The organism is Halorubrum sp. C191 (assembly GCF_002727095.1).
GTDB lineage: Archaea > Halobacteriota > Halobacteria > Halobacteriales > Haloferacaceae > Halorubrum > Halorubrum ezzemoulense.
This window is the reverse complement of the sequence record NZ_NHNZ01000051.1, coordinates 20585-46107: the sequence shown is the minus strand read 5'-3', so window position 1 is coordinate 46107 and position 25523 is coordinate 20585. Positions and strand designations below refer to the sequence as shown.

Here is a 25523-nt window from a genome sequence, read left to right as displayed (position 1 = left end):
GCGACGCGTCGACGACGACCGCGGGCCGCGTCCGGCGATGAAGCGTTTAAATCGCATGGTGCGTAACTCGCCTCCGTGACCGACTCGCCCCCGTGGGCCGACCTCTTCGGCCATCCCGAACCGTACCCCGAGCAGGCCGACGGCATCGACGCCGCCGTCGACGCCGCCGCGGACGGCGGTTTCCTCGCCCTCGAAGGCGCCTGCGGGACGGGGAAGACGATGCTCGCGCTCACCGCCGGGCTCGACCGCGTCCGCGACCCCGACTCCGACTTCGAGCGGGTCTTCGTCCTCACCAGCGTCAAACAGCAGCTGCGCCAGTTCGAGACGGATCTGGGGGCGGTGAACGAGAACCTGCCGAGCGACTACGACCCCGTCTCTGGTCTCACCCTCGTCGGGAAGGCCGACGTCTGTCCGTACGCCCGCGAGAACCGGGGCGGGATCGACCGCGAGAACGTGTACGAGCGCTGCGAGGGGCTCCGCGAGCGGACCCGGAACCTCGTCGGCGACGGCGGCGCGACGACGACCGCGAACCTCGTGAGCGAGGCGCGGAGCCAGCAGGTGGGACTCATGGACTCGGGGTCGGCGGGACCCGCCGGCGGGACTGCCGCCGCCGACTCGGGCGCGCCCGACGCCGACTACCTCTCCGTCGACGGCGAGCCGACGCCGTATCGCCCCGACACGGAGGAGTACGACGACGTGGAGTTCTGCCCGTTCTACGCCGGCTTCCTCGACGACCTGCCGGAGGACGGCGAGCCCGCCGAGGCGGTCCCGTTCGACGTGACCGAGCTCGGCCACGTCGACGCCGACGAACTCGTCCGGCTCGCGGCGGGCCACGGCTCGTGTCCGCACTCGATCATGGGCGCGCTCGTCCCCGAGGTCGAGGTCGTCATCGGCAACTACTATCACGCGTTCGATCCGGTGACGACGGGGACGTTCACCGGCGCGCTCCTCGACGACTCGACGTTCGTCGTCTGCGACGAGGCGCACATGCTCGAACCGCGCGTCCGGGACCTCGTGAGCGACGCCGTCGCGGACGCGAGCCTCCGCGACGCCGAGAACGAGCTCACGCGCGTCGTTCAGCCCCTCTCGTTCGAGAGCGCGGGCGCCGAGTCGGACGACGCCGCCCTCGTCCGTGGCGAGCTGGAGGACGCGGACGTGACCGTCGAGGAGATCGAGGCGGTCCGAGAGTTCTACGCCGACCTCCGCGGCGAGCTCGACCGCCGCGTGACCGCGCACCTCGACCGCGAGCGCCCCGACTGGCGGGCGTCGATGCGCGACCTCGACGACGAGGAGATCCCGCTCCGCGACCCCGAGGAGCCGGGCGAAGACGCGATCACCGAGTGGGCCGACGGCGAGGGGTACGGCGAGCGCGTCTGGGCGCGCGCCGAGCAGGTCGGCGCGGTCGTCAAGCGCGTCCTCGACTCGCTCGAAGACGAGGACAAGCAGCGCGCCGCGCCCGGGGTCGGCCGCACCCTCAACGCCTGGTATCGCCAGGGACACACCGACTTCTTCCGCGCGATCGAGCTCGAACGCACGTTCGACGAGACGGAGCCGCCGGACTCGTGGCGGCGCGCGTACAACGCCCGCCTCGCGCTCCACAACTGCCTTCCGAGCGAACCGATCGGCGACCGGCTCGCCGAGTTCGGCGGCGGCGTCCTCATGAGCGCGACGCTGGAGCCGATGGACCTCTTCCGCGAGGTGACCGGACTCGATCACCTGGCCGAGCGCGGCCGCCCGGTCATCGAGCGGACGTACGGCCTCTCGTTCCCCGAGGAGAACCGCGCGAGCCTCGCGGTCGACGCGCCGAAGTTCACCCACCAGAACCGCGGCGCGCCGGGGGAGGAGAACCCGACGCGGCTCGCGCACCTCGACGCGACGGCCGCGGTCGCGCGCCGCGACGGGAACGTCCTCGTCGGCACCCCGAGCTACGCAGAGGCGACGTGGATGGCGGAGTCGCTCTCGGCGCGGCTCGACAAGCCTGTCCTCTTAGACGAGTCCTCCGGCGACCGAGAGACGGAGTCGCTGAAGGACGACTTCTTCGCCGGCGACGGCAAGGTGCTGGTGACGAGCCTCCGCGGCACCCTCACGGAGGGCGTCGACTACCGCGGGGACCGGCTCTCGGCGGCCGTCGTCTGCGGCGTCCCGATCATCAACACGGCGCGACCGCAGACGCGGGCGGTAATCACCGCCTACGACCGCCGGTTCGAGTCCGGCTTCGAGACGGCCCTGACGGTGCCCGCCGTCAGAAAGGCGCGGCAGGCGGTCGGCCGCGTCATCCGCGGACCGGACGAGCGAGGCGTCCGCGTCCTCCTCGACGCCCGGTACGCCCGCGACTCGTGGAACGCGGTCAGGGAGTACCTGCCCGATCACGAGCGGGAGGAGTACCAGCCGGTGAGTCCGGACATGCTGGATGTCGCGCTCGACCGGTTCGAGTCGCGCCGGTAGCCGGTGACTAACAGCGCGTTCAATGCGAGTAGGCAGCGCGTAACTACGTCTTCGGGGAACGTGTGTCAACGTATGGAACCACCCTCTCCCGGCGAACTGTACCACGTCGTCTGTCGCGAGTGCCACTTCGAACGGCTGATCGGAATCGCGGGAGACGCGGACGACTACGGCCGCAACCACGCCGCAGACACCGGTCATCGAGTGGTGATCGACCGGGTCGAGTGAGTCTCGGCTCGCCCGGCCCGACGGTCTCGAGCGGGCCCGGTCACCCCGGCCAAGGCGTTTGAACGACCCTCAGACGACGTTCGAGTCGATGTCGCGCGGGAAGTTCGTGAGCCGCTCGGTCCCCGACTCGGTGATCGCCACCGTGTCGGAGTGTCGGTAGCCGTACTCGTCGGTGTACAGCCCGGGCTCGATCGTGTACACGTGTCCGGGCCGCATCACGGCGTCGTCGCCGTCGTAGCGCTCGCCCCAGCCGCGGTCGATGTACGGCGGCTCGTGGGCGCCGAGCCCGATGTTGTGGCCGACGTGGTGTTGCGCCAGGTCCGTCACGCCCTGCTCCTCGAGGTACTCCCAGACGACCTCGTCGACCTCGGCGACCGGCACGCCGGGACCCAAGGCGTCGATCGCGAGCGTCTGCGCTTCCAGCATGAGCTCGAAGTAGTGCTCCTGTTCGTCGGTGTAATCGCCGACGAACATCGTCCGTTCTAACTCCGAGCGGTAGCCGTCGACGTTCGCGGTCGCGCCCGTAACGAGCACGTCGCCCTCGGAGAGCCGCTCGTTCGGGGTGTGCCCGTGCGGGAGCGCGGTCTCCTCGCCGGAGATGTAGCCCGCGTGGACCGGCCCGTCGCCGCGGACGCGGACGCTGTAGGCGTCGCCGAGCGCGTCGAGCATAGCGCGCGACGCCTCCGTGGACGCGCGCTGCGAGACGGTCGCCGGGTGCGCGCCCGGTCCGGAGAAGTCGGCGAGGTAGCGGTGGCCGAGGTTCGCCCACTTCGCGGACTCGCGAATCAGGTCGACCTCCGCGTCGGACTTCGCCCAGCGCATCCGGTCGACCCACGCTTGGGTCCTGACGTCGACCGAGTCGGAAAACGCGGGCCCCTCGTACCCCATCACGCCCGGCGGGCCGTCGGCGTCGGCGGCTATCGTCTCGGCGCCGAGGTCGCGCAGCATCTCGACGGCGACCGAGACGGGCTCGCCACCGGGATAGTCGAAGTAGTGGTGGACGGCGTCGATCCGCGGGTTGGGCTCGACGCGCTCGACCTCCAGCCTCGGAACGGTTATCTCGACGCGGTCGTCGGTGACCGCGAGGACGACCGGCCGCTCCGTCTGGATGTGGTGGAAGCCGGTGAGGTACTCTATTGCCGTCGCGCCGACCCACGTCGCGGCGTCGGCGTCGGTGTCGGCGAGCCGGTCTCGGACGGCGGCGAGCCGGTCGTCGAAGGCCGACTCGGGAAGTCGCGTGGCCATGGCTCAGGGATGTGCGAACGCGCGCATAAAAAGTCGGGTAGCGGAACGCGAAGTACGGGCGTCTTCGGCGCCGGCTCAGCTCTCGCGGCGAGCGAAGGCGAGGTTGCCGGAGACGTTCTTGATGTAGGCGGTCACGGTCTCGCCCTCCTGCGCGCCGGGGACGAAGATGGTGTACTCGCCGCGCTCGGCGACCCCGTCGCCCTTGCGGCCGGTGCCGACGATCTCGAGTTCGTAGGTGTTGCCCGACTCGACGGCGTCCTCCTGCCGCTGGGTGTCGGAGGTGTTCTGCTTCGCCACCGGTCGGAAGGCCCCGCAGGCCTCACAGCGGAGCATCGGCGTCCGGTTCTCGGTCTCCAGTCGCGTGTCGGGGAGGCCGCACTCCGAGCAGGTGACGAACGACTCGATGTACGAGTCGATCGCGGCCTGGAAGTCGCGCTCGCGGAAGTTCCCGCTGTAGCGCGCGCGGCCGTCCTCGTACTGCCCGGCCGTCCCGAGCTCCTGCTGTATCTTCGAGTGGACGTGTTCGGGGTCGCGGCTCAGCGCGTCGGCGATCGCGGAGAGGTTCGTCAGTCGCGTGAACGCCCCGTCCTTCTGCGTTTCGGGGTCGGGTACCGACAGCCGCTCGTCGGAGCCGCCGAGGTCCGGCACCTCCTCCATCGCGCGGTCGAGGCTCGATTCGTAATCCATACGCGATGGAACGACAGCGCGACGGAAATCGCTTCCGGGTTCGAAGCGGCGGCCCGGAATGGACCCGGTACTAGGAGAGTGGCAGTCGGCCAGAAGTAGCGGGAGGTAGATTTGAACTACCGATCTCCGGGTTATGAGCCCGGCGGAATCTCCTGGCTATCCCATCCCGCTATCGTAGCACAATCGCGTGTGACTGTTAAGGGTTCTGATCCCGCCGCCGGTGTGCGATTCGTCCACGCGTCTGCGCCGTTTGCGTTCCCCCGAATCGGTGCCGCGGGGACGTTCGATCACTCCTCGCTCGCGGCTTCGCCGTCCTCCGCTCGCGCCGCGATGACCCTGATCCGTACTCGCAGCGCGAGAACCGCATATCCATCGCTGAACACCGATCCGACGGACCCGTCGATCACTTCCCGACGGTCCGCGGCCGAGCGTAAAAATGATCCCGGGACCGCCCCTCCATTGCGTCGGCCGCAAACAATTTCACACATCATAGATAGTGATAGACGATGTACAAGCCGCTGTTGACGACGGACTTTCTGGACCGGGCGCGACGCCACTACGCCGACGAGGAGGCCGTCCTCGCGGTCGACGGGACGCGGTACACGTACGCCGAACTCGGCGACCGCGCCGACCGCTTCTCCGCCGCGCTTCAGGCGCGCGGGATCGAGAAGGGCGACCGGGTCGCGGTGTTGGACCCGAACACGCACTACCACTTGGAGGCCGCCTACGGCGCGATGCAGGTCGGGGCGATCCACGCCCCGCTGAACTACCGGCTTACGCCGGACGACTTCTCGTACATGCTCTCCGACGCCGGAGTCGACGCCATCTACGCCGACGCCGAGTACGCCCCGAACGTCGAGGCGATCCGCGACGAGGTGCCCACGGAGACGTTCCTCACGAACGACGCCGACGCGGTCGAAGGCGACTGGGAGTCGTTCGACGCGGCGCTCGACGACGCGGACCCGGACGCCTACGAACGGCCGGCAATGGACGAGGACGACGTGATCACGATCAACTACACCTCCGGCACCACCGGCGACCCGAAGGGCGTGTGTCGGACCCACCGGGCCGAGACGCTCCACGCGTACCTCATCTCCATCCATCAGGAAATAACGGACGACGACGTGTACCTCTGGACGCTACCGATGTTCCACGTCAACGGCTGGGGCCACATCTACGCGATCACCGGGGCCGGCGCTCGCCACGTCTGTACCCGCGGGGTCGACGTCGCCGAGACGTTCGACCGGATCCGGAGCGAGGACGTGTCGTACTTCTGTGCGGCGCCGACCGTCCTCAACATGCTCGGCGACCACCACGCCGAACACGGCGGCGCGACGGCCGGCGACAACGACGTGCGGGTCGCCACCGCGGGCGCGGCGCCGCCGGAGGCGACGATCCGCACCGTCGAGGAGGAGTTCGGCTGGGATCTCAAACACGTGTACGGCGCGACCGAGACGGGGCCGCTGATCACCACCTCCGACGCGAAGCGCCACTTCGAGGCGGACTCGGACGACCGCTTCGCCGTGAAGAAGACGCAGGGGATCGGCTACCTCGGCACCGACGTACGCGTCGTCGACGAGAACGGTGAGGACGTGGCCGCGGACGGCGAGACGATCGGCGAGATCGTCGTCCGCGGTAATCAAGTGATGGACCGCTACTGGAACAAGCCCGAGGCCACCGATGAGGCGTTCTCCGAGCGGTTGGAGGGGTACTACCACATGGGCGATCTGGCCGTCGTCGACGAGGACGGGTTCGTCTCGATACAGGACCGCAAGAAGGACATCATCATCTCCGGCGGGGAGAACATCTCCTCGATCGAACTGGAGGACACACTCTTCGAGCACGACGTCGTCTCCGACGTGGCCGTGATCCCCGCGCCCGACGAGCGGTGGGGCGAGACCCCGAAGGCCTTCGTCGTCCCCGAGGGCGGTGACCCCGACGACGCGGGCGCGACGCCCGAGGAGCTGAAGACGTTCGTCCGCGAGCGCGTCGCGGACTACAAGACGCCGGGCGAGGTGGAGTTCGTCGCCGAACTCCCGACCACCGCGACCGGCAAGATCCAGAAGTACGAACTGCGCGAGCGCGAGTGGGACGAGGAGGACCGGATGGTCGGCGAGGGATAACCGGCGCCTCTCCCGCGGTCGTACGAGAAAAGAAACCGTTCAGACCTCTTCGACGCCTTTCGGCTCTGCTTCGTCGGCGTCGTCCGCTTCGCCGGTCTCCGCCTCGGCGCCGCCGGAGTCGCCCAGTCGGTCCGTGTCGATGCTGACGCCCGGAGGAGTCACCACGAGGAAGCCGCGGAAGTGCATCAGCTCGCCGTCCATCTCCTTCACGTCGCGCGCGAAGGGGGCGGCGAGCTCGTTGAGGTCGCCCTCGATCGACAGCACCAGCGTGTTCCCGTAGTCGACGCTGCGGACCCACTCCTCCGGGTCGGTCGTGCCGTCCAGCACGCCGAGGACGACGTCGCCGGCCGCCGCGAACGCCTCGTCCATCTTCTCCTCGGCGTCCCGCAGGTCGAGGTCCCAGTCGCTCATACGTGGTCGTCGACAGGCGGCGGCAAAAACGTTCGGACGCGCGCCGCGTCTCCGCTCCGAGCCGCCGTCCGGTCGCGGAGTGGTTAAGTACGCACCGACCCCAGCGATAGGCATGGAACGTACGCGGCGGTCCCTGCTCGCGGCCGGGGCCACGGCCGGCGTCGTCGGTGTCGCCGGCTGTCTCGGCGGCGGAGGCGGCGACGGAAACGGCGGCGAACTCAGCCTCGACACGGGGTCGTACGATTGCTCGCTCTCTGAGCCGACGGACCCCAACCTCGACTACCGGCCGACGCTCGGGGACCCGGACGCGGACGTGGTCGTCCGGGCGTTCGAGGACTTCACCTGCGGGCACTGCGCGACGTACAACCTCGACCACTTCCCGACGATCCGAGAGGAGTACGTCGACCCCGGACGGGTCCGCTACGAGCACTGGGATTTCCCGATCCCGGTCAACGAGCGGTGGGCTGTCCCGGTCGCCAGCGCGGCCCGCGGGGTCGGGATCCGTCACGACGACGAGGCGTTTTTCGAGTTCGCGAAGGCGGCCTACGAGTCGCAGGGGAACTACAGCGGCGAGGCGCTCGGGGCCGCCGCCGAGACCGCCGGCGCGGACCCTTGTGCGGTGTTGTCCGACGCGGAGTTCTCCACGTACGAGGCGGCTACGCAGGACGACAGGTCGGAGGGCTCGTCGATGGGCGTCGAGGGGACGCCGACGATCTTCGTGAACGGCGAGCCGGTAGAGGGCGGGTACGCCGCCGAGACGGTCGCCGCGGCGATCGACGCCGAACTCTGAGGCGCGTGACGGCCCCGACCGGACCCGAGTCGTGAGGGGATTCTCCGGCCGATACTCTGCGGAGCGTCGGTCTTTTGCCCGTTCGTCCCGTCGTACCCGCAGATGAGCGACGGCGATTCCTCCGCCGCGACCGCGGCCGGCGGCGACCGCGCGGCCGAGATCGACACCGCCGGAGCCGCGGCCGACGCGACCGACCGCCGCCGGCTCGGCGCGGTCGTCCTCGCGGTGCTGATCTCGCAGGTCCTCCTCTACCCGGGCGTGCCGGACCTCGTGGTCGCGCTCGGCGCCCCGGCCGGCATCGACGCCGGGATGTGGTTCCTCGTCGCGGAGTTCGGCGCGTTCGTGACGTTCGCGGTCGTCTGGGGCGCGCTCTCTGACGCGCTCGGGACGCGAGTTCCGCTGATCGTCACCGGCGCGCTCGGCGGCGCGGCCTCCTACGTCGCGCTCGCGTCGCTGCCGGGACTCGGGCTCGGCTTCGGGGCCGCGCTCCTCGTCAGGGTCGTCGGGGGCGCCCTCACTATCGGCGCGTTCTCGCTGTCGATCACGCTGTTGATGGATCTTCGCGGCGGCAACGGCCGGAACATGGGGACCGCCGGGTTCGCCATCGGCCTCGGTGCCGCGGTCGGCTCCGTCGTCGGCGGTTCGCTCGCTGGCCTCGGCGCGCTGTACCCGGTGTACGCCGGGGCGGTCGTGCTGGCGGCGGCGGGGCTGTTGGCGGCGACGGTTGACGACCGAAGGCGGACCGCGGCCGCGAACAACTCGGAGGCGAGCGACTCGGGGGCGAGCGACTCGGCGAGTGAGACCGACGGGGGCGGCTTCCGGGGCGTGCTCGCCCGCGCCCGGACGACGCCCGGCCTCCTCGTCCCGCTCGCGTTCGGCTTCGTCGACCGACTGACGGCGGGCTTCTTCGCTTTGGTCGGCGTCTACTACTTCCAGGACCCGGCGACGTTCAGGCTGTCAGCGGCCGGCGCGGGCGCGACCCTCGCGCTCTTCTTCGTCCCGTTCGCGCTCCTCCAGTCGCCGTTCGGCGCGCTCTCGGACCGGATCGGCCGCTTCCTCCCCGTGGTGGCCGGGTCGCTCGCGTACGGCGTCGCAACGGTCGGCGTCGGCGTCGCGCCTGCGTACCCAATCGCCGCGGCGCTGATGGTCCTCGTCGGCGTCTGCGGCGCCCTGATGGCCCCCGCGACGATGGCCCTCGTCACCGACCTCGTCGAACCGGAGGTGCGGGGCGCGGCGATGGGGTTGTTCAACGTGTTCGGCTCGCTCGGCTTCCTCGCCGGTTTCCTCGTCGGCGGGAGCGCCACGGGCGCGTTCGGGTACACGCCCGCGTTCCTCGCGGTCGGCGGACTGGAACTGGCCATCGCGCTCGCGCTGCTCCCGGCGGTCCGGTCTCTCTCGCCCGGCGCGGGCGTGATCGGTCGACTCGGCGCGGAGGGGTGAGACCGACCGACCCCCCCGGCCCGGAGCGTCGCGTCGGGAGTCCTGCCGAGTCGGATCCCACCGCGCCCCAATCTCCGTCGCGTCCGAGCTTCCGTCGCGTCTAAGCCTCCGGCGCGTCCGATCCCTCGCCCGCTTCGAGGCGAGTCCTTTTAACCGGCGCGTCACCTCCGTTCGCGTAACCGATGGACCTCCTCGTGGTCGGCGCCGGCGAGATCGGTCGCTGGGTCGCCGACACCGTCTCGGCCGACGCCGCGCCGGTCGACGCGACCGTCGCGTTCGCCGACCGCGACCCGGCCGTCGCGGCCGACGCCGCCGCGGACCGCGACGCGAGAGCGGTCGACGCCGACGGGGACACCGCCCACGACGCCGTCTGCCTCGCGGTGCCGATGTCGGCGGTCCCCGCGGCGGTCGAGGCGTACGCGCCCCGCGCGGAGCGGGCGATCGTCGACGTCTCCGGCGAGATGACCGACGCGCTCGCGGCGATGCGCGAGCACGCCCCCGGCCTCGAACGCGCGAGCTACCACCCGCTGTTTGCCCCGCCGCGCGTTCCGGGGAACGTCGCGGTCGTCGTCGACGAGGGCGGCCCGACGGTCGACGGGCTCACCGACTCGGTCCAGGCGGGGGGCAACGACGTGTTCGAGACGACCGCGGACGAACACGATGCGGCGATGGAGACGGTCCAAGCGGGCGCGCACGCCGCGGTGCTCGCGTGGCGGCTCGCCGCGGACCCGGTCCGCGAGGAGTTCCACACGCCGGTGTCGGCCGCGCTGGAGGAGGTCGCCGACACGGTCACCGAGGGCTCGCCCGCGGTGTACGCGGAGATTCAGCGCGCCTTCGACGGCGCGGACGGGGTGGCCGACGCCGCGGCAGAGATCGCGGCGGCCGACGACGAGGCGTTCGCCGCCCTCTACGAGCGCGCCCGCGGCGACCGCGAGGGGCGAGACCGGCTGGAGTGAGCCGACGCGAACCAGACGAGAAACCATGATCGACAGAACCGCGGTCCGGAACAACGCGAACTACCTGCGCAACGTCAGACCGATCGACCCCGAGGAGATCGCCGAGTACATCGAGGGGACGCCGCACCCGGCGGTCGTCCGCGAGACGCTCCGCGAGGAGGCGTTCGACCTCCGGCTCCGCGAGCGCGAAGACGGGGCGTTCGTCCCCGTCGACGAGTCGCCCGTCGACCCACCGGGCTGGGCCCCGGAGGCGCTTCCGGAGGCGTACGCGTTCGCGGTTGAGGACCTGCTCGTCCGCGAGTACGGCGCCAACTGGCACCGCGGCGAGTCCGGCGACGAGCTCCGCGAGCGGGTCCGCCAGCTGAAGACGGACTACCTCTACGAGAACGAGGTCGAGTACGACCGCGTCGCGGCGCTCGGCTACGCGATCTACCACCTCCCCGCGTACTACGCCACGGTCGGCCACGTCCTCGACGACCTCACCGAGAACGGCCTGCTCGACCGGACGCTCCGCGTCCTCGACGTGGGAGCCGGCGTGGGCGGCCCCGCGCTCGGCCTCCACGACTACCTCCCCGACGACGCGATCGTCGAGTACCACGCCGTCGAGCCGAGCGCCGCGACCGACGTGCTCGACCGGCTCTTGGAGGAGACCGGCCGCAACTTCCGGACGACGCTCCACGAGGCGACGGCCGAGGCGTTCCTCGGTCTCGACGAGGGCGAATCGCCCGCCGCAGCGACCGACGACCCCTTCGACATCGTGATATTCGGTAACGTGCTCTCGGAGCTCGCCGACCCGGTCACGGTCGCCGACGCCGCCCTCGACGCGCTCGCGCCCGACGGGAGCCTCGTGGCGTTCGCGCCCGCCGACCGGAACACCGCGGTCGGGCTCCGGCGGGTCGAACGCGCGCTCGTCGCGGGCGACGGGGACGGCGCCGGACCGGGACGCGACGCCGAAATGTACTCGCCGGCGCTCCGACTGTGGCCCGACGCGGTCCCGAGCGATCCGGGGTGGTCGTTCGGCGTGGCCCCGGACCTCGCGGTCCCGCCCTTCCAGCGCCGGCTCGACGAGGCGACGGCGCGCGGCGAGACCGACGAGCCGGGCGAGTTCGTCAACGTCGATGTCCAGTTCGCTTACTCGATACTCCGCCCCGACGGGCGGCGACGGGTCGACATCGAGGCGAGCGCGGAGCGGTGCGCGCGCATGGCCGAGTCCGAGCGCCATGTCACCGACCGGGTGAACCTGCTTGCGGTGAAGCTGAGCCACGACCTGAGCGAGGGGGACAACGCGCTCTACCGCGTCGGCGACGGCTCGCAGGCGACCGACCACTACCTCGTCTGTACCCGCGAGACCGCGCTGAACCGCGACCTCCGCGAGGCCGACTACGGGTCGGTGGTCTTCGTCGAGAACGGGCTCGTCCTCTGGAACGAGGACGAGGGCGCGTACAACGTCGTCGTCGACGACGAGACGGTGGTCGACCTCGTCGCGCCCTGAGCGGTCGCGGGCGCCGGGTCCGACGAGCCGGACCGCTCCGGCTCAGCCGTTGGCGTACGGTTCAGTCGCTGGCCACCGGTTCGATCAGGTCGGGCGCGTCGACGCTCGGCGAGTTCACCCGCGTCGACACCGGGTGCGCGGTGAGGTCGTCGCTCGGGTACGGGTCGAGCAGCGCTGCGGCCTCGTCGGGGCCCCCGTGGAGCCACGTCTCCTCCTCGCCCGCGTCGGGGTCGAGTATCACCGCCATCCGGTGGTGGAGGTCAGCCACGAGGTCGTTCGGCTCGGTGGTGACGATCGAGAACGTCTCGACCGCGTCCGGTTCGTCGCCCGTCTCGCCGCCCTCGCCCCCGCCGCCGAACGCGCCGAGCCCCGTTTGGGTCGTCTCCGGCGTCGGCGGCTCCCACCGCTCGTAGATCCCCGCCATCGCGAACGGGCGGTCGTCGTCGAACGCGACGCGGTAGGGGGTCTTCCCGCCGCCGCGGTCGCCGCCGACCCACTCGTAGAAGCCGTCGGCGGGGACGAGACAGCGCCGGCGCTCGAAGGCGTCGGCGAAGCTCCGCTTCTCCCGCACGGTCTCCGCGCGGGCGTTGATGAGGTCGAACGACTCGTCCGCCCACGACGGGGTCAGCCCCCACTCCATCCGGGTCGTCTTGCCGGGATCCCGGTCCGCGATCACCGGTAGCGACTGCCCGGGCGCGCAGTTGTAGCTCGGCTCACGGTCGCCGAAGTCGGCGTCGAACCGCGCTTCGAGGTCGGCGGTGGGGGTGAAGAGGGTGTAGCGGCCGCACATATCGTCGCGTTGGAGCGGGAGCTACTTAGTCCCGCGACGACCGCCCCGGCTCCGGGAGCAGGTCCCACCGGTCGGCGATGATCCCGTCGACGCCGGCTCCGAGGAGCCGCTCGACCTCGTCGCGGTCTGTCGCGGTCCACGCGTTCACCCGCAGCCCGGCCTCGTGTACCGCATCGACGAACCCCGGCTCGGTCGCGACGTCGATCGGGGGGTGGACCGCGACGCAGCCGAGGTCGGTCGCCGCCTCGACCGCGCGCTCGGCGTCCCCGCCCGCGACGAGCAGCGCGCGCGCAGTCTCGGGGTCGCGGTCCCGCAGCGCCGCGAGCGCCCGAGGGTGAAACGACGAGAACAGTACTTCGTTCGCCGCCCGCCGGGCCGCGTCGAGCGCGTCGCCCGCGACGGCCGGCTCCTTGACCTCGACGTTGACGGTGAGGTCGTCGGGCGCGGCGTCGAGCGCGCCGTCGAGCCGCGGGATCGACTCCTCGGAGCCGAGGACCGTCAGTTCGCGGAGTTCGCTCCAGTCGGCATCCGCGACGGGTCCGGACGCGTCGGTCAGTCGGCCGAGATCCGCGTCGTGGACGACGACGAGTTCGCCGCTCGCACACCGTCGCACGTCGAGCTCGACGGCGTCGACGCGCGGTGACGCGCGCTCGATCGCTCCGACCGTGTTCTCCGGGTACTGGTCGGCGCAGGCGCGATGCCCGATCAGCGTGACATCGTCTGGGTCTGTCCGTGTCATCGCGGCGCTCGCGCCTCGCCCTCCCGTCGGTTCGCTCGCTCGATCACGCACGGCCCTCGGGCCCGGACCGTGTTAGCTCTTCGTCGGTCGGGGCCGCCCGCCCGCTCCCGTCGGCTTTTTAGCTACGCGTCGCGCCGGAACGGACATGCGCATCGAGAACAGCTTCATCCCCGTCGAGGGGGTGGGCGAGACGACCGAACGACGCCTCTGGGGGCGGGGCGTCACCACGTGGGAGGCGTTCGACCCCGGGGTCGACGTCGCGGGCGTCGGGACGACGACCGCGGACCGGATCGAGTCGTTCATCGCGGAGGCGCTGACGCGGCTCGACGACGGCGACGCGGCCTACTTCGACCGCGAGTTCCCCTCCGGCGAGCGCTGGCGGCTCTACGAGAACTTCCGCGAGGAGACCTGCTTCTTCGACATCGAGACCACCGGCCTCGACGAGCGCCGCGACCGCGTGACGACGGTCAGCTTCCATCAGGGCGGCGAGACGACGACGCTCGTCGCGGGCGAGGACCTCACCGCGCGCCGGCTCCGGGAGCAGTTCGCGGACGCGAGCCTGCTCGCGACGTTCAACGGCGCGCGCTTCGACGTCCCCTTCCTCGAAACATCCTTCGACGTCGAAATCGACACGCCCCACCTCGACCTGATGTACCCGGCCAAGCGGATCGGCCTCTCGGGCGGGTTGAAACCGATCGAGAAGGAACTCGGGATCGACCGCGACCGCCCGGACATCTCCGGCCGCGACGCGGTGCGCCTCTGGCGTGAGTACGAGCGCGGCGACGAGGAAGCGCTGGAGACGCTCGTCTCGTACAACCGCGAGGACACCGTGAACCTCCGGGCGCTCGCAGACGCGGTCTGCGAGGCCCTCGACGATGAAGTGTTCGTCGCCGCCCCGGACGGAGACGGCGACTGAGGGGGATCCGATAGCTCGGCGGGTATGGACCGATCGAGTGGCCGTCGCCGAGGCCGTTACCGACGCAGGACGGTGCCGCTGGATCCGACGACGACCGCGTCGCCGTCGACGTCGACCGCGTTCAGGTTCTCGCCGGTCGGCGTGTCGAGGACGATCCGGTCGTCGGCGGTCGACTCCTGAACCACCCCGCCGCTGCCGACGACGTAGCCGGCCTCGCCGTCGGTCTCGACGTCGACGAGGTCGGCGTCGCCGAGGGCGTCGGGCGTCCAGTTCGCGCCGTCGTACGTCAGGAGCGTCCCGTTGCCGCCGGAGACGGCGACGTCGTCGGGGGCGTCGCTGTCGAGGCCGTAGAACGTCACGTTCGCGTCCTCGATGCCGATCGCGTTCCACGTGACGCCGTCGTCGGTGGCGAACACGCGCCCGTTCGTATCGATCGCGTGTCCGCTTCGGGGGGCGTGGAAGTCGATCGCGGGGAGCGCCGAGCCGCTCCCGGGCGTGACGTAGTCCCACGTCCCCGTCGCGCCGTTCTCGAAGCTGTAGTAGATCTTCCCCGAGTCGCCGGCGACGTACACGTTCGCCTCGCCGGCGGCGCCGGTGACCGCGACGTCGTTGTAGTTGTTCGTGTTGTCCATCGGCGCGGAGCGGTCAACGAGCGTGTCCGTCGCGGGGATGTACTCGCCGATGGCGCCGCTCGCGCCGACGAACCAGACGCGCTCGCCGTCGTCGGTGACCGACGCGCCGTAGAGGTTGTTCCCGTTTCCGGTCGGGCCGCCGTCGCGGAGCGTCAGCCAACCCTCCTCGGCGGGCGCGGTGAGCACGCCGCCGCCCCCGACCGCGAAGCGACCGGCGTTCGCCGACACCACGTCGTGAAGCGTGCTGTCCGTCTCGGTCGCCTCGACGGTCCAGTCCCTCTCCGCGGCCGCGGCTACGCTTGTCACGCTTCCCGATGCGACGATCGCGCCCAGCCCCGCCAGCGTCGCGCGGCGGGTCGCCGTCAGTGATCGGCTCATGTCGCACTCGGCCGTTTCGGCGGCCGTTGTAAGTGCCTTGTGTCCGTTCAGATAATTTGTGAAATTAAAACGGCTAAAATCGGGTTAAACGTCCGCCGAACTGGCGGCTCATCTGCGTTAATGTGTCTCTTCAGGCTTCGATACAGCTGTTCTGGGATCGGCGGGTACTGGCCGAAGACGTTCTCTCCCGGTCAGGAGTCGTTCTCTGACTCGACCCCCTCCGTCGCCGCCCCGGCGTCGGCGGTCACCGCTGCGGTCCCCTCGGCGTCGGACTCGCCGTCTGTCTCGGGGGCGTCATCCTCGCGCGCGGACTCCGTCGTCTCGTTCTCGGTCCCGTCGCCCGGATCGGCGTCGTCATCTCCGACTCCGTCCGGCTCCTCGCTGTCGACTCCGTCTGACCCTCCGGCTTCGGCTCCTCCCCCTTCCTCGACTTCGTCCGCCTCGGTCTCGGGGCCCGTCCGCTGTACCAACTTCATCTCGCCGCGCGCCCGGAGCGTGCCCTGTATCTCCGCGCCGTCGTACACCACGAGTTCGCCGGCGGAGACGTCGCCGAGGACGCGCGCGCCGGCCTCGACGGTCACGGTTCCGCCCCGGGTCGTCACGTCGCCGTGAATGACCGTCTCCGCGCCCACGGTGATGTCCTCGCGGGCGCGCAGCGAGCCGAACACCTCGTTGCGCTCCCCGACGCGGATCGACGCCGCGCGGAGGTTGCCGTGGAGCCGGCAGTCGTCGCCCACGGTCGCCGGCGTCGACACGCGCCACGCGTCGTCGGCGATCTCGGCGCTCCGCGGGATCAAGAGTGGGTCGCGGACGTCGTCGCCGTCGGCGAGCGCCTCAGCAAGTTCGTCGGCCGCGTCGGTCTCGCCGACGCGCAGCAGCTGCGAGAGGACGATGAAGTAGAAGACGATCGTCGGCACCGGGTTGCGGATGACGATCCAGCCGTTGGCCTCGAACCCCTCCTCGATCGTCACGTCGTCACCGATGTCGAGGTCGCCCGACACCATCAGGCGCCCGGTGACGGTGACCCGCTCGCCGAGGTACGCGTCCTCGCCGACCAACACGTTGCCGTCGACGGAACACCAGGTGTCGAGCCGGCAGTCTCCCTCGGCCTCGATGTCGTCGCCGACGCTGACGCGCTCGCCGATCGCGACGTTGCGGCCGCGGACGCCGAGCTCGACGGTCGACTGGCCGCCCACGAGCACGTCGCCGTCGACGACGACGTCGTGCTCCTCGACGGTCGTCCCCGAGGGGATCGCGAGCTCCTCTATCGGGCCGCCTCCTCGCAGCGACACACCGGGAGCAGTCGCCCCGCGCGTATAAACGGTACGGGGCGTCGGACGAACGTCGGACGCGAGTGAATCGCTCTCGCACGGGATCGCGGTCGCGGTGCTTTTCAGTGCGCCGCCAAACGGACAGGTATGGGATTCGGATCGTACGACGAGAGCGAACAGAAGGACCAGGACGTCGATACCGACGAGGACGACGCGGTGAACGTCCACGAGAACGACCACGACGGTGAGGTCTCCATCGAGGGCGACGCCGACACCGACGACCTCGTCGGCCGCCTCTCCGAGATGCGCGACGAGGACGACGACTGAACTGCCCCTCTCCTGTCACGCTTCGACGCGACTCGGCGCCGACCGGCCGTGGCCCATGTGCGTACAGTTCGCACACCCGATTCGGATTTATCTGTTTCCGCGGCGTGTGTTAATCTATGCTACGGAGGCACAAACTATCGAACCGATCTAGCCGTTCGACGCGGAGCAACCGCCGGAAACGGACGCGCGGTCCCGATCGGCTCGCCGCCGCCGACTCGGAAGATAGCGACGGCGAGGACGCGAGCGCCGATTCCACTTCGGCCGCGACGGTCGCGCTCGCTCGCCGCCTCTGCGCGAACGGGAACGAACAGGCCTGCGAGACGCTCGAACGACTCTGCGAGTCCGGCCACGACACCGCCTGTAACGCGATCTGACCCGGACCCACGGCCGACCCGCCGCGGGCAGGTCTCGTGATACACCTCGAAACCGCCGACTCCCTGTGTTCGTGCCGCTTATCCCCTCTCGTCGAGTATCTGAGCGCATGCGTACCGAACTGACGTTCACCGACCGCGGGGTCGACGTCGTCTACGAGGGGACCGAGTTCGAACTGGAGAAGACGCTGATCGAGGAGGCCACCGGGAAGTCGTACCGGGACGTCACCGACCACGAGGTCCTGACGATCGTCGCCGAGGACCCGGAACTCGACGGCGAACCGGTCCGGATCGGCGACGTGTTGTGACTTCTCCCACGACTACACTCGTGGGCTTTCATCACTGAGGGGTAGGTCCACGTCTTCGGGAGTTCGCAGGTTCCATCTCACCGCTGGTTCCTTCGAGTACGACCTGCCTTGCGGGCTGGGCCACGACAGCCCCCGCCGTCGATAGCGGGCTCGTGATCTCCTTACCGACGGCCCGCTGCCCGATATTTGACGCAATCCTCGCGAGGAACGGGTCTCGCGCCGGTTAGCAGAGTAAGAAATATATAACGTTAGATCGAATTTACGTCCAGAGGTGACCACTCCATGCGACCTCAGACGCGATACCGCATCGGACGAGCCGTTCACATGCTCGTGACGGTACTGACCCTCAACCTCGGACTGGCCCGCGAATCGGCCCCGCTCATCGCGGGCGGCGCGGTGCTGTTCGTCGCGTTCTTCCCGGTCAGCCGGACGCTCGCCGACCGCGTCGGTCACACGCCGATCGACGAGCGCACCCGCGAGATCACGCGGACCGCCGCGAGCCGCGCCGTGATGCTGCTGTTCGGGGCCGCGCTCGCCGTCTTCCTCCTCGGGTCCGCTCTGGAGGCGACGGGCGGACTCGCCGGCGTCGCGGCGACCGCCTACGCGCAGGCCCGCGTCGTGGTGGTGTGGGCCGCCGTCGCGATCTGCGTCTCCTCCGTCGCCCACGGCACGCGGGCTTGGGTCCGACGGCGGGGCGTGGAGGCGTGACCGTGGAGTTCGAGACGCGTATCCGGGAGCTCCGCGAAGAAGCGGGGTTGACGCAGGCCGAACTCGCCAACCGCGTCGACGTGACCCGGCAGACGGTCCTCTACGTCGAGAAGGGTGAGTACAACCCCTCCCTGGAGCTCGCGTGGCGGATCGCGCGAGAGTTCGACGCCCGAATCGAGGAGGTGTTCGAGCTACCCGATCGACCGCGGCCGTGAGCGGTCTCGGCGGTCCTCCACCGCAGCCACGCCGCTCACTCCGCGGCGACGAGCTTGTACCCGCCGCCGTCGGTGTCTCCCCCCTCCGGGTCGGGCGCGCGCTCGGCGTAGTAAATCTCCCCGTCGACGACGCGGGGGGCGCTGGTGATCCAGCCCTCGTGGTCGACGCGCCACACCTCGTCACCGGAGTCGGCCTCCAGCGCGTAGAGCGTGCCGTCCTTCGACCCCGTCAGCACGCGGTCGCCGGCGACCGTCGCGCAGCCGGTGAGCGGGCGGCCGGTCCGGAAGCGCCACTCCACGTCCCCCGTCGCTGCGTCGAGCGCGTACAGGTGGTCGTCGTGACTGCCCATGTACACCACGTCGCGCTCGGGGTCGATCGCGGGCCCCGTCATCGAGAGGTCGCCCGTCTCGAAGCGCCAGTCCTCCTCGCCCGTCTCCAGGTCCACGCGGTACACGTTGAAGTCCCACGAGCCGAAGAAGGCGGCGCCGTCGTACGTCGCGATCGGGCCCTTGATCTCGCCGTCGTTGGACGCGGGCGGGTCGGTCGCGAAGCGCCACTGGAACTCCAGCTCCGGGAAGCTCCAACAGTAGCAGTAGCCGTCGTTCGACCCGCACACCATCCGGCCGGCGGCGAGCGAGATCGCGGGCGAGGAGTGGGGATGGTCGGTGGGACGGTGGTCGGGTTCCTCCCACGTCACGTCGCCCGTCGCCGCGTCGACCGCGAACAGCCGCCCTTCGGGGTTTGGAAACTCCACCGAGACGTACAGCTCCCCGTCGAGGTACAGCGGGCTCGACCCGATCGAGCCGCCGAGGTCGGTCGACCACTCCAGGTCGCCGGAGTCGAGCGCGAACGCGTAGAGGACGCCGTCGTACGCGCCTACGTAGGCGTGACCGTCCGCGACCGCGGGCGTCCCGTGGATCCCGCGCCCTCCCGCGTCGGTCTCGCCGCGCCAGCGAACGTCCCCGTCGGTCGTTATCGCGAGGAGGTCCCCCGTGTCGCCCGGGAGGACGACGCCGCCGTCCGGGGTCGGCACCGCGCTCGCCTTCGCCGCGCTGTGGTCGCCGGTGTTGACCGCCGGGATCCGCCACGCCTCTTCGACCGCGTCGGGCACCGTCTCGTCCGGGTAGTACCCCCACCGCTCCAGCGAGCCGCGGAACTGCGCCACGCCCGGAGGTATCGTCTGTCGCGTCGCGTCCCCCGCGCCGGGGTCTACGTCCGGGGCCTCGCGGGGCTCGTCCACGGGCGGGTTGTCGAGCGAGGCACAGCCGGCCGCGGCGGTGGTCGTCGCTGCGCCGACCGCGGCGAGCCACTCGCGTCGGGAGCGGGCGTCGGTCATCGGGCTAGCCCTCGGGTCGGTGTCGGTTTAGTGTGGCGGCCCCGTCAGCGGCGAGCGCGTCGATGGCGCGCGACCGACCGGACGACTTTTTCCGACGGTGGCCGAAGCGAGGGTATGGACCTCGGATTCGATCTCGGCGCGAACGTCCCGTCTGGCGTGTTCACGCTTCACGCCGTCATCGCCGTCGTATTCCTAGGACTGGCGGGCCTGAACGGGGCGAACGGCGAGGCGATCGGACTGGCGATCTACCTCGCGATGGCGGGCATGATCGCGCTCGTCGGCTTGCTCGCCGGGCGGATCGTGGCTCGCCGCTGACCGGAACTTTGCCGCCGCTTCGCGAGACGCGGTCGATACCCGTCGAAGCCGTCTCGACCGATCACTCCCGTCGGCCTCGGTGAGCGCGATCCGCCGTCGGGGACAGGCACCACGGCGCCCACAAGGGGGGGCGAGAAGCTCTCGAACCCGTTCGTCGACGCGTAGGGATCCAGACACAACGTCCCCGATACGTATCGCGACTGCGTCCAGCGCCTACGACCGACGTGGGGCAAGCATCAGGTACCGCAGCACGTGGAAGAGCTGTCTGCCGTGTTTCCAAGCGATCCCGCGCGGTTTCTGAATCGAGCGCGTCTCTGCGGGAACCTCTCCGATCCTCGCCCCGTTGGCGGCCGCCTCTAACACGAACGTCCCACAGGTACAGGCCGTGTCGAGATCGAGCGACACGGCCAGTTCGCGACGGAGCGCGCGGAACCCCGTACCCGAGTCCCGCACGTCGATCTTCAACCGCGCCAGTTCGTTGAGTAGCCGTTCCGAGGGGCGCGGAATGGTCGATCTGGCACCGAGAACCAGATCCAACTTGCCGTCTCTGACCGGTCGAACGAGACGGTCGACGTCTTCGGGACGGTGTTCGCCGTCGGCGTCGAACGTGACGACGATCTCGGACGTCGCCTCTCGGAACCCGCGTTTCAGCGCGCGGATATAGCCCGCGTTCTCCGGCTGTCGAACGACGTCCGCTCCCGCGTCCTCGGCCTCCGCCGCCGTGGCGTCCGTCGAGCCGTCGTCCACGACCAGCACGGCATACTCGTCGACGAGATCACGAACGACCGGCCCTATCCGACCCGCCTCGTCGTAGGCCGGAACGACAACGGTGACATCGTCCATGAGCTATATTGCCAACATCTGCTCCTATATGTATCGTGTATACGCCGGCTCCCAAGCACGGACTCAGCGAGCTACTGTAGTCCGCCGACTGGGACCTCTGAAGCAAGGGTATGGGGCCGGAGGGATTTGAACCCCCGATCGACTGATATCTCCGGTGCGCCTCGGAACTCCAGAGGGTCGTCAACGCGACCGATGATCAGTCGGCCGCTCGGTATATCAGTCTGGAGTGTCGTCCCGGGCGCAAGCCTCTGGAGTCAGTCGCCATGCCTGGCTTGGCCACAGCCCCGCGTGATCTCGCATTCGACCGTTGCCGAAACGCGGATAAAGGGGTTTCGATCACGGACGATCCGACGACGCGGCGGCGGCGAGCGAACGCGCGCGACACGGCGGCGATCCGACCGGCGTTACTCTCGGTCGTCGTCGCTCCAGTCGCAGTCTTGGCACTTGTACCCGGTGACGAACTCGGTCACGCTCGGCATGTACCCGACCGAGATGACGTCCCCGCCGCACTCCGGGCAGTCGCGGTCGGCGTCCGCGATCGATTCGGCCTCCAGCACGGACTCTCCTTCGATCAGCTCTGCGAGCTTCTCGGGCGTCACCATCCGCCCCTGAACGACGCGGTTCGACATACCGTCCGTTCGGGGTCGAGTACCTAAACCCCGGCGACACGCGGGGCGATCACGGAGCCGTGCGATCCGGGGCAGAAATCGGATATGTCGGTCGCCGGCTACGCCGGGCTTACAGCCACGGCGCGCGGGAGTCGTCGTCGGTGAACGGGTCCGCCCCGTCGTCGTCGGCGTCCCGGCTCTCGCCGCCGTTCGCGAGGACGGCGACGTCGTCGTCGACGATCGGGGAGGGCCCCTCAGGCGGCGCGTCGAGCGGCGGTTCGCTCGGCGCTTCCTCAGACTCTTCGTCGGCGTCGGCGGGGTCGGCGTCCGACTTGTCCGCGCCGTCGACGCGACCGTCCGGCGCGTCGTCGTCGGGCGCCTCGTCGTCCCCGGCGGCGCCCTCCTCTCCCTCCGAGTTCGGGTCGTACGCGAACAGGGTCGTCACCGCGAGCACCGCGAGCGCGACGGGCGCCTCCGTCTGCATGAGGTCGAACGGGCCGAGCAGGATCGGCAGCGCGAGCACGCCCAGCGCGACCGCGGAGCCGAACCGGAACCGATCGATGTCGACGCGGCCGCGGAGGTGCGGCGACAGCAGCGCGATCGACAGCGCGAACGCCACGCCCACGGCGGCGGCCGCGGTGCCGTTGACGACGTACTCGGTCGAAGTCCGCAGGGCGAACCCCGACGGCTCGAAGCTCGCGACGAGGCCGAGTCCGATGATCACGCCCGGGCTCGGCAGGTATTCGCCGATTTCCGAGCTAGCGGTCTTCGCGGCGATCGTCAGGATGACAAGCCCGGCGAACCGCTCGAAGACGGGCAGGTTGAGCAGCTCCTGGAGAGTTGGCGCGAGGGCCGCCTCGACGGCGGCGACCGGGATGATCACCGCGCCGATCAGTAGCACGGACGCGACCATCTCCCGACGGGTCCCGTCCATCTCCGCGAGGATCACCGCAGCGGTCGCGGAGCCGCCGAAGATCAGGATACCGGTCTCGACGACGCCGGTGGCCGATCCGAGGACGCCGGCGACGACGAGGGCGGGGAAGATGCCGTCGATGAGCGGCAGGACCATCACGGTCGCGAGCAACTTCGTCGCGCTCCCGACCTGCTGTTCTAATCGCAGGGCGACCGGGTGACGTGACGTGCTCATTTAGGGACGATAGCCCTGACCGTCGGGGTGGCGGTGGGACGCGTGCGACTCGCAGTGGTCCGGGGACCAGCACGCGGAGTCCACGCCGCGGGAGGTCCGACGAGCCCATGTAAAGGGTTTGCGCGGATTGCCGGCTGTGAAGCGGACGCCGAGGTCGGCGTTCGACTGGCCGGCGATACGCGCGTTCACGGGACTGTCGGAGTCCATACCAGATATACGTGTTTCGGTCGCGTTAAAGGTTGTGTGAGACGCGTCCGCATGACACGACGTATCCACGGTGAACGCGTGGCTCCGACGAGGAACCGTCGCCGCTTTCGGGGCTTCTCCGATCATCTCTCGGCGCCGGCTCTCACTCCGGACGCAGAGCGGCTTCGACGGGCCGAACGGACTCAATCGTTCTCGAACCGATCGCGTCTCGGCCGATTGATAGCCATGATCATGTATATAATAGGTATTCGAATGTGAGCAACAACCACGTCCGTGCCGTCTCGCAACGCTTTTCATCGGCCGTTCATGACGGATTATATGGCGACAGATTCTGGCCGATTCTCGGCGAAGCTCGATGTCCCGGAAGCGCTGACGTTCGACGACGTGCTCCTCCGTCCGAAAGAGAGTCGGGTCGAGCCCGACGACGCGGACCTGACGACGCGCGTGTCGAAGCACGTCGAACTCACCGTCCCCGTGCTGTCGGCGGCGATGGACACCGTCACCGAGAGCGACCTCGCGATCGCGATGGCCCGCGAAGGCGGCCTCGGCGTCCTGCACCGCAACATGACCGCCGAGGAGACGGCCGCCGAGGTCGAGCGCGTCAAGCGCGCGCACGAGCTCGTCATCCGCCGCGAGAACGTCGTCACAGTCTCGCCCGACGACACCGTCCGCGAGGCCGACGAGGTGATGGAGCGGCAGGGCGTCTCCGGCGCGCCGGTCGTCGCCGACGACGACACGGTCCTCGGTATCATCTCCGGAACCGACATCCGGCCCTACCTCGAAGTCGGCGAGGACGACGCCGTCCGCGAGGCGATGACCGACGAGGTGATCACCGCCCCGGACGACGTCGATGCGCGCGAGGCGCTCGAACTGATGTACGATCATAAGATCGAGCGCGTCCCCATCGTCGACGGCGACGAGCGGCTCGTCGGGCTGGTGACGATGCAGGGGATCCTCCAGCGCCGCGAACACGAGGACGCCGCCCGCGACGACCGGGGGCGCCTGCTCGCCGGGGTCGCCGTCGGCCCCTTCGAGGAGGAGCGCGCCGTCGCGGCGGATCAGGCCGGCGTAGACGTCATCTTCATCGACTGCGCGCACGCCCACAACCTCAACGTGCTCGACTCGGCGGAGGCGATCAAAGCGACCGTCGACGCCGACGTGGTCGTCGGCAACGTCGGCACGCGCGAGGCCGCCGAGGCCGCGGTCGACTTCGCCGACGGGCTGAAGGTCGGCATCGGACCGGGCTCTATCTGTACCACGCGCGTCGTCAGCGGCGCGGGCATGCCCCAGATGACCGCGGTCGCGGAGGTCGCGGACGTCGCCGCCGAGCACGACGTGCCCGTGATCGCCGACGGCGGGATCCGGTACTCCGGCGACGCGATCAAGGCGATCGCGGCGGGCGCGGACGCCGTGATGCTCGGCTCGTACTTCGCCGGCACCGACGAGGCCCCCGGCCGCGTCATCACGATGCAGGGGAAGAAGTACAAGCAGTACCGCGGGATGGGGTCGGTCGGCGCGATGAAGTCCGGCGGCGGCGACCGCTACCTCAAAGAGGAGGACGAAGACGAGGAGTTCGTCCCCGAGGGCGTCGAGGCGGCGACCCCGTACAAGGGGAGCCTCGCCTCCGAGCTCCACCAGCTCACGGGCGGGATGCGCTCCGGGATGGGGTACGTCGGCGCGGAGACCGTCCCCGACCTCCACGAGCGCGCGGAGTTCGTCCGCGTCTCGACCGCGGGCCAGAGCGAGAGCCACCCGCACGACGTGATGATCACGGACGAGGCGCCCAACTACAGCCCGGACGAGTAACCGGAACCGACCGCCGACCGAGCGCGGTCCCTGTCGGGTCGCGCCCCACCGCGTCGCGCTGCGCCTCGTCGACTCCGGTCGCGTCTCGTCCGATCGCGTCCGGCCGGGCGACCGATCAGCGTGGCGCTTCGAAGAGGTATTTTAATATAGCCAGCGGAGAGACGAAACGTGTGAGCGAACACCCCCTCGCTCCCGTCATCCATGAGTGAGCAACCGCCGCTGGTCCTCGTGGTCGAGGACGAACCCGATCTGGCCGACCTGTACGCCGCTTGGCTCGGCGACGAGTACCGCGTCCGGACCGCGTACGGCGGCCGCGAGGCGCTCGACCAACTCGACGAGGTCGACGACGAGGTCGACGCGATCCTCCTCGACCGACGCATGCCGGGTCTCTCCGGCGACGAGGTCCTCACGGCCGTCCGCGAACGGGGCATCGACTGTCGGGTCGCGATGGTCACCGCCGTCGAGCCAGACTTCGACATCCTCGAGATGGGGTTCGACGACTACCTCGTCAAGCCCGTCACGAGCGAGACGCTCCGAGAGACCGTCGAAGGGCTGTTACGGCGCGGCGAGTACGACTCGGAGGTCCAAGAGCTGTTCTCGCTGACCTCCAAGAAGGCGATGCTGGAGTCCGAGAAGAGCGCCAGCGACCTCGCGGACAACGAGGAGTACCAGCGGCTCACCGGTCGGATCGACGAGCTCCGCGAGCGGGCCGACGAGTCGCGCGACGCGGTCGCGACCGACGACGAGGACTACGAGAAGCTGTTCCAAGACTTCGACGCCGACGGGTAGTC

At 69.9% G+C, this 25523-nt stretch carries 27 protein-coding genes and 2 tRNA genes; 16 read left to right on the top strand and 13 right to left on the bottom strand.

Annotated features, from left to right (window positions below):
* Positions 1 to 75 precede the first annotated feature (75 nt).
* Positions 76 to 2445 carry an ATP-dependent DNA helicase gene (locus Z052_RS04100; RefSeq protein ID WP_094520955.1) on the top strand — a complete coding sequence of 790 codons (2370 nt, stop codon included), beginning with the start codon at positions 76 to 78 and terminating at the stop codon, positions 2443 to 2445.
* Positions 2446 to 2517: 72 nt separating this feature from the next.
* On the top strand, positions 2518 to 2670 hold the full coding sequence (locus tag Z052_RS20410; protein WP_176455095.1) for a hypothetical protein: 153 nt from the start codon (positions 2518 to 2520) through the stop codon (positions 2668 to 2670).
* Between the two features lie 69 nt (positions 2671 to 2739).
* On the opposite strand, the gene Z052_RS04095 is transcribed toward Z052_RS20410, so the two are convergent.
* From Z052_RS04095 to Z052_RS04085, 3 genes are all read right to left on the bottom strand, one after another.
* A complete protein-coding gene (locus tag Z052_RS04095) occupies positions 2740 to 3915 on the bottom strand; it encodes a Xaa-Pro peptidase family protein (protein WP_099288854.1) in 1176 nt (391 codons plus the stop codon).
* 75 nt (positions 3916 to 3990) lie between these two features.
* Complete coding sequence (locus Z052_RS04090; RefSeq protein WP_049929975.1) at positions 3991 to 4602, bottom strand: translation initiation factor IF-2 subunit beta; 612 nt, start codon at positions 4600 to 4602, stop codon at positions 3991 to 3993.
* Positions 4603 to 4698: 96 nt separating this feature from the next.
* Positions 4699 to 4773 (bottom strand) — tRNA-Met (locus Z052_RS04085).
* Positions 4774 to 5108: 335 nt separating this feature from the next.
* Between Z052_RS04085 and Z052_RS04080 the strand changes: the two genes are divergently transcribed.
* Positions 5109 to 6725, top strand: coding sequence for a long-chain-fatty-acid--CoA ligase (locus Z052_RS04080; RefSeq protein WP_089307804.1), 1617 nt, complete (start codon positions 5109 to 5111; stop codon positions 6723 to 6725).
* Between the two features lie 39 nt (positions 6726 to 6764).
* Here Z052_RS04080 and Z052_RS04075 read toward each other — a convergent pair whose 3' ends face one another.
* Positions 6765 to 7136 carry a DUF5779 family protein gene (locus tag Z052_RS04075; RefSeq protein WP_049929972.1) on the bottom strand — a complete coding sequence of 124 codons (372 nt, stop codon included), beginning with the start codon at positions 7134 to 7136 and terminating at the stop codon, positions 6765 to 6767.
* 112 nt (positions 7137 to 7248) lie between these two features.
* Here Z052_RS04075 and Z052_RS04070 point away from each other — a divergent pair, with 112 nt between their 5' ends.
* The 4 genes from Z052_RS04070 (at position 7249) to Z052_RS04055 (ending at position 11814) form a co-directional block, all read left to right on the top strand.
* Positions 7249 to 7926, top strand: coding sequence for a thioredoxin domain-containing protein (locus Z052_RS04070; RefSeq protein WP_089307803.1), 678 nt, complete (start codon positions 7249 to 7251; stop codon positions 7924 to 7926).
* Between the two features lie 102 nt (positions 7927 to 8028).
* Entirely contained in the window at positions 8029 to 9366 is a 1338-nt protein-coding gene (locus Z052_RS04065; RefSeq protein WP_241897893.1) for an MFS transporter, read from the top strand.
* A gap of 182 nt (positions 9367 to 9548) precedes the next feature.
* Positions 9549 to 10322 (top strand): prephenate dehydrogenase, encoded by a 774-nt coding sequence (locus tag Z052_RS04060; protein WP_049929967.1) that lies wholly within the window; start codon positions 9549 to 9551, stop codon positions 10320 to 10322.
* A gap of 25 nt (positions 10323 to 10347) precedes the next feature.
* Complete coding sequence (locus Z052_RS04055) at positions 10348 to 11814, top strand: small ribosomal subunit Rsm22 family protein (RefSeq protein ID WP_094519559.1); 1467 nt, start codon at positions 10348 to 10350, stop codon at positions 11812 to 11814.
* Between the two features lie 61 nt (positions 11815 to 11875).
* Here the strand turns inward: Z052_RS04055 and Z052_RS04050 are convergent, their stop codons facing one another.
* Both Z052_RS04050 and Z052_RS04045 read right to left on the bottom strand, forming a co-directional pair.
* Positions 11876 to 12604, bottom strand: a complete 729-nt coding sequence (locus Z052_RS04050) for an SOS response-associated peptidase (protein WP_094519558.1) — start codon at positions 12602 to 12604, stop codon at positions 11876 to 11878.
* A 25-nt stretch (positions 12605 to 12629) separates the two neighbouring features.
* On the bottom strand, positions 12630 to 13343 hold the full coding sequence (locus tag Z052_RS04045; RefSeq protein WP_089308091.1) for a glycerophosphodiester phosphodiesterase: 714 nt from the start codon (positions 13341 to 13343) through the stop codon (positions 12630 to 12632).
* A gap of 145 nt (positions 13344 to 13488) precedes the next feature.
* Between Z052_RS04045 and Z052_RS04040 the strand changes: the two genes are divergently transcribed.
* The gene (locus Z052_RS04040) at positions 13489 to 14259 is read left to right on the top strand and encodes a ribonuclease H-like domain-containing protein (protein ID WP_049929962.1); all 771 of its coding nucleotides are present in this window, start codon (positions 13489 to 13491) and stop codon (positions 14257 to 14259) included.
* Positions 14260 to 14315: 56 nt separating this feature from the next.
* On the opposite strand, the gene Z052_RS04035 is transcribed toward Z052_RS04040, so the two are convergent.
* On the bottom strand, positions 14316 to 15197 hold the full coding sequence (locus tag Z052_RS04035) for a hypothetical protein (RefSeq protein WP_176454922.1): 882 nt from the start codon (positions 15195 to 15197) through the stop codon (positions 14316 to 14318).
* 263 nt (positions 15198 to 15460) lie between these two features.
* Entirely contained in the window at positions 15461 to 16561 is a 1101-nt protein-coding gene (locus Z052_RS04030; RefSeq protein WP_094519556.1) for a polymer-forming cytoskeletal protein, read from the bottom strand.
* 126 nt (positions 16562 to 16687) lie between these two features.
* Between Z052_RS04030 and Z052_RS04025 the strand changes: the two genes are divergently transcribed.
* The 5 genes from Z052_RS04025 (at position 16688) to Z052_RS04000 (ending at position 18469) form a co-directional block, all read left to right on the top strand.
* On the top strand, positions 16688 to 16867 hold the full coding sequence (locus tag Z052_RS04025) for a DUF5786 family protein (protein ID WP_049929958.1): 180 nt from the start codon (positions 16688 to 16690) through the stop codon (positions 16865 to 16867).
* A gap of 116 nt (positions 16868 to 16983) precedes the next feature.
* Entirely contained in the window at positions 16984 to 17241 is a 258-nt protein-coding gene (locus tag Z052_RS04020) for a hypothetical protein (RefSeq protein WP_099288853.1), read from the top strand.
* 107 nt (positions 17242 to 17348) lie between these two features.
* Positions 17349 to 17546, top strand: coding sequence for a DUF5800 family protein (locus tag Z052_RS04015; RefSeq protein WP_086215320.1), 198 nt, complete (start codon positions 17349 to 17351; stop codon positions 17544 to 17546).
* Positions 17547 to 17870: 324 nt separating this feature from the next.
* Entirely contained in the window at positions 17871 to 18254 is a 384-nt protein-coding gene (locus Z052_RS04005; RefSeq protein WP_086215319.1) for a hypothetical protein, read from the top strand.
* Between the two features lie 2 nt (positions 18255 to 18256).
* Positions 18257 to 18469, top strand: a complete 213-nt coding sequence (locus Z052_RS04000; protein WP_099288864.1) for a helix-turn-helix transcriptional regulator — start codon at positions 18257 to 18259, stop codon at positions 18467 to 18469.
* A gap of 35 nt (positions 18470 to 18504) precedes the next feature.
* On the opposite strand, the gene Z052_RS03995 is transcribed toward Z052_RS04000, so the two are convergent.
* On the bottom strand, positions 18505 to 19806 hold the full coding sequence (locus Z052_RS03995; RefSeq protein WP_094519555.1) for a PQQ-binding-like beta-propeller repeat protein: 1302 nt from the start codon (positions 19804 to 19806) through the stop codon (positions 18505 to 18507).
* A gap of 114 nt (positions 19807 to 19920) precedes the next feature.
* On the opposite strand from Z052_RS03995, the gene Z052_RS03990 reads away from it, so the two are divergent.
* Positions 19921 to 20121, top strand: coding sequence for a hypothetical protein (locus Z052_RS03990; protein ID WP_049929948.1), 201 nt, complete (start codon positions 19921 to 19923; stop codon positions 20119 to 20121).
* Between the two features lie 213 nt (positions 20122 to 20334).
* Here the strand turns inward: Z052_RS03990 and Z052_RS03985 are convergent, their stop codons facing one another.
* The 4 genes from Z052_RS03985 to Z052_RS03975 all read right to left on the bottom strand — a co-directional run bounded on the left by Z052_RS03985 (position 20335) and on the right by Z052_RS03975 (position 22719).
* Positions 20335 to 20964, bottom strand: a complete 630-nt coding sequence (locus Z052_RS03985) for a glycosyltransferase family 2 protein (RefSeq protein WP_049929946.1) — start codon at positions 20962 to 20964, stop codon at positions 20335 to 20337.
* A 111-nt stretch (positions 20965 to 21075) separates the two neighbouring features.
* Positions 21076 to 21250 (bottom strand) — tRNA-Trp (locus tag Z052_RS20135).
* A gap of 118 nt (positions 21251 to 21368) precedes the next feature.
* On the bottom strand, positions 21369 to 21593 hold the full coding sequence (locus tag Z052_RS03980) for a DUF5795 family protein (protein ID WP_049929945.1): 225 nt from the start codon (positions 21591 to 21593) through the stop codon (positions 21369 to 21371).
* Positions 21594 to 21702: 109 nt separating this feature from the next.
* Positions 21703 to 22719, bottom strand: coding sequence for a DUF5794 domain-containing protein (locus tag Z052_RS03975; RefSeq protein WP_089307796.1), 1017 nt, complete (start codon positions 22717 to 22719; stop codon positions 21703 to 21705).
* Between the two features lie 525 nt (positions 22720 to 23244).
* Between Z052_RS03975 and guaB the strand changes: the two genes are divergently transcribed.
* Positions 23245 to 24732: an IMP dehydrogenase gene (gene guaB / locus Z052_RS03965; protein WP_089307795.1), complete on the top strand. Its 1488-nt coding sequence runs from the start codon at positions 23245 to 23247 to the stop codon at positions 24730 to 24732.
* Positions 24733 to 24933: 201 nt separating this feature from the next.
* Entirely contained in the window at positions 24934 to 25521 is a 588-nt protein-coding gene (locus Z052_RS03960) for a HalX domain-containing protein (RefSeq protein ID WP_049929939.1), read from the top strand.
* The last annotated feature ends 2 nt before the right edge of the window (positions 25522 to 25523 follow it).

Excerpts from the sequence above, each read along its gene's own strand:
- Z052_RS04070 (WP_089307803.1), top strand. The coding sequence starts at position 7,249 with ATGGAACGTACGCGGCGGTCCCTGCTCGCGGCCGGGGCCACGGCCGGC.
- Z052_RS04060 (WP_049929967.1), top strand. The coding sequence starts at position 9,549 with ATGGACCTCCTCGTGGTCGGCGCCGGCGAGATCGGTCGCTGGGTCGCC.
- Z052_RS04025 (WP_049929958.1), top strand. The coding sequence starts at position 16,688 with ATGGGATTCGGATCGTACGACGAGAGCGAACAGAAGGACCAGGACGTC.
- Z052_RS04005 (WP_086215319.1), top strand. The coding sequence starts at position 17,871 with ATGCTCGTGACGGTACTGACCCTCAACCTCGGACTGGCCCGCGAATCG.
- Z052_RS04055 (WP_094519559.1), top strand. The coding sequence starts at position 10,348 with ATGATCGACAGAACCGCGGTCCGGAACAACGCGAACTACCTGCGCAAC.
- Z052_RS04065 (WP_241897893.1), top strand. The coding sequence starts at position 8,029 with ATGAGCGACGGCGATTCCTCCGCCGCGACCGCGGCCGGCGGCGACCGC.
- guaB (WP_089307795.1), top strand. The coding sequence starts at position 23,245 with ATGGCGACAGATTCTGGCCGATTCTCGGCGAAGCTCGATGTCCCGGAA.
- Z052_RS03975 (WP_089307796.1), bottom strand. The coding sequence starts at position 22,719 with ATGAGCACGTCACGTCACCCGGTCGCCCTGCGATTAGAACAGCAGGTC.
- Z052_RS04095 (WP_099288854.1), bottom strand. The coding sequence starts at position 3,915 with ATGGCCACGCGACTTCCCGAGTCGGCCTTCGACGACCGGCTCGCCGCC.
- Z052_RS04075 (WP_049929972.1), bottom strand. The coding sequence starts at position 7,136 with ATGAGCGACTGGGACCTCGACCTGCGGGACGCCGAGGAGAAGATGGAC.
- Z052_RS04080 (WP_089307804.1), top strand. The coding sequence starts at position 5,109 with ATGTACAAGCCGCTGTTGACGACGGACTTTCTGGACCGGGCGCGACGC.
- Z052_RS03985 (WP_049929946.1), bottom strand. The coding sequence starts at position 20,964 with ATGGACGATGTCACCGTTGTCGTTCCGGCCTACGACGAGGCGGGTCGG.
- Z052_RS04045 (WP_089308091.1), bottom strand. The coding sequence starts at position 13,343 with ATGACACGGACAGACCCAGACGATGTCACGCTGATCGGGCATCGCGCC.
- Z052_RS04040 (WP_049929962.1), top strand. The coding sequence starts at position 13,489 with ATGCGCATCGAGAACAGCTTCATCCCCGTCGAGGGGGTGGGCGAGACG.
- Z052_RS03980 (WP_049929945.1), bottom strand. The coding sequence starts at position 21,593 with ATGTCGAACCGCGTCGTTCAGGGGCGGATGGTGACGCCCGAGAAGCTC.
- Z052_RS04020 (WP_099288853.1), top strand. The coding sequence starts at position 16,984 with ATGCTACGGAGGCACAAACTATCGAACCGATCTAGCCGTTCGACGCGG.
- Z052_RS04090 (WP_049929975.1), bottom strand. The coding sequence starts at position 4,602 with ATGGATTACGAATCGAGCCTCGACCGCGCGATGGAGGAGGTGCCGGAC.
- Z052_RS04015 (WP_086215320.1), top strand. The coding sequence starts at position 17,349 with ATGCGTACCGAACTGACGTTCACCGACCGCGGGGTCGACGTCGTCTAC.
- Z052_RS03990 (WP_049929948.1), top strand. The coding sequence starts at position 19,921 with ATGGACCTCGGATTCGATCTCGGCGCGAACGTCCCGTCTGGCGTGTTC.
- Z052_RS03960 (WP_049929939.1), top strand. The coding sequence starts at position 24,934 with ATGAGTGAGCAACCGCCGCTGGTCCTCGTGGTCGAGGACGAACCCGAT.
- Z052_RS04050 (WP_094519558.1), bottom strand. The coding sequence starts at position 12,604 with ATGTGCGGCCGCTACACCCTCTTCACCCCCACCGCCGACCTCGAAGCG.
- Z052_RS20410 (WP_176455095.1), top strand. The coding sequence starts at position 2,518 with ATGGAACCACCCTCTCCCGGCGAACTGTACCACGTCGTCTGTCGCGAG.
- Z052_RS03995 (WP_094519555.1), bottom strand. The coding sequence starts at position 19,806 with ATGACCGACGCCCGCTCCCGACGCGAGTGGCTCGCCGCGGTCGGCGCA.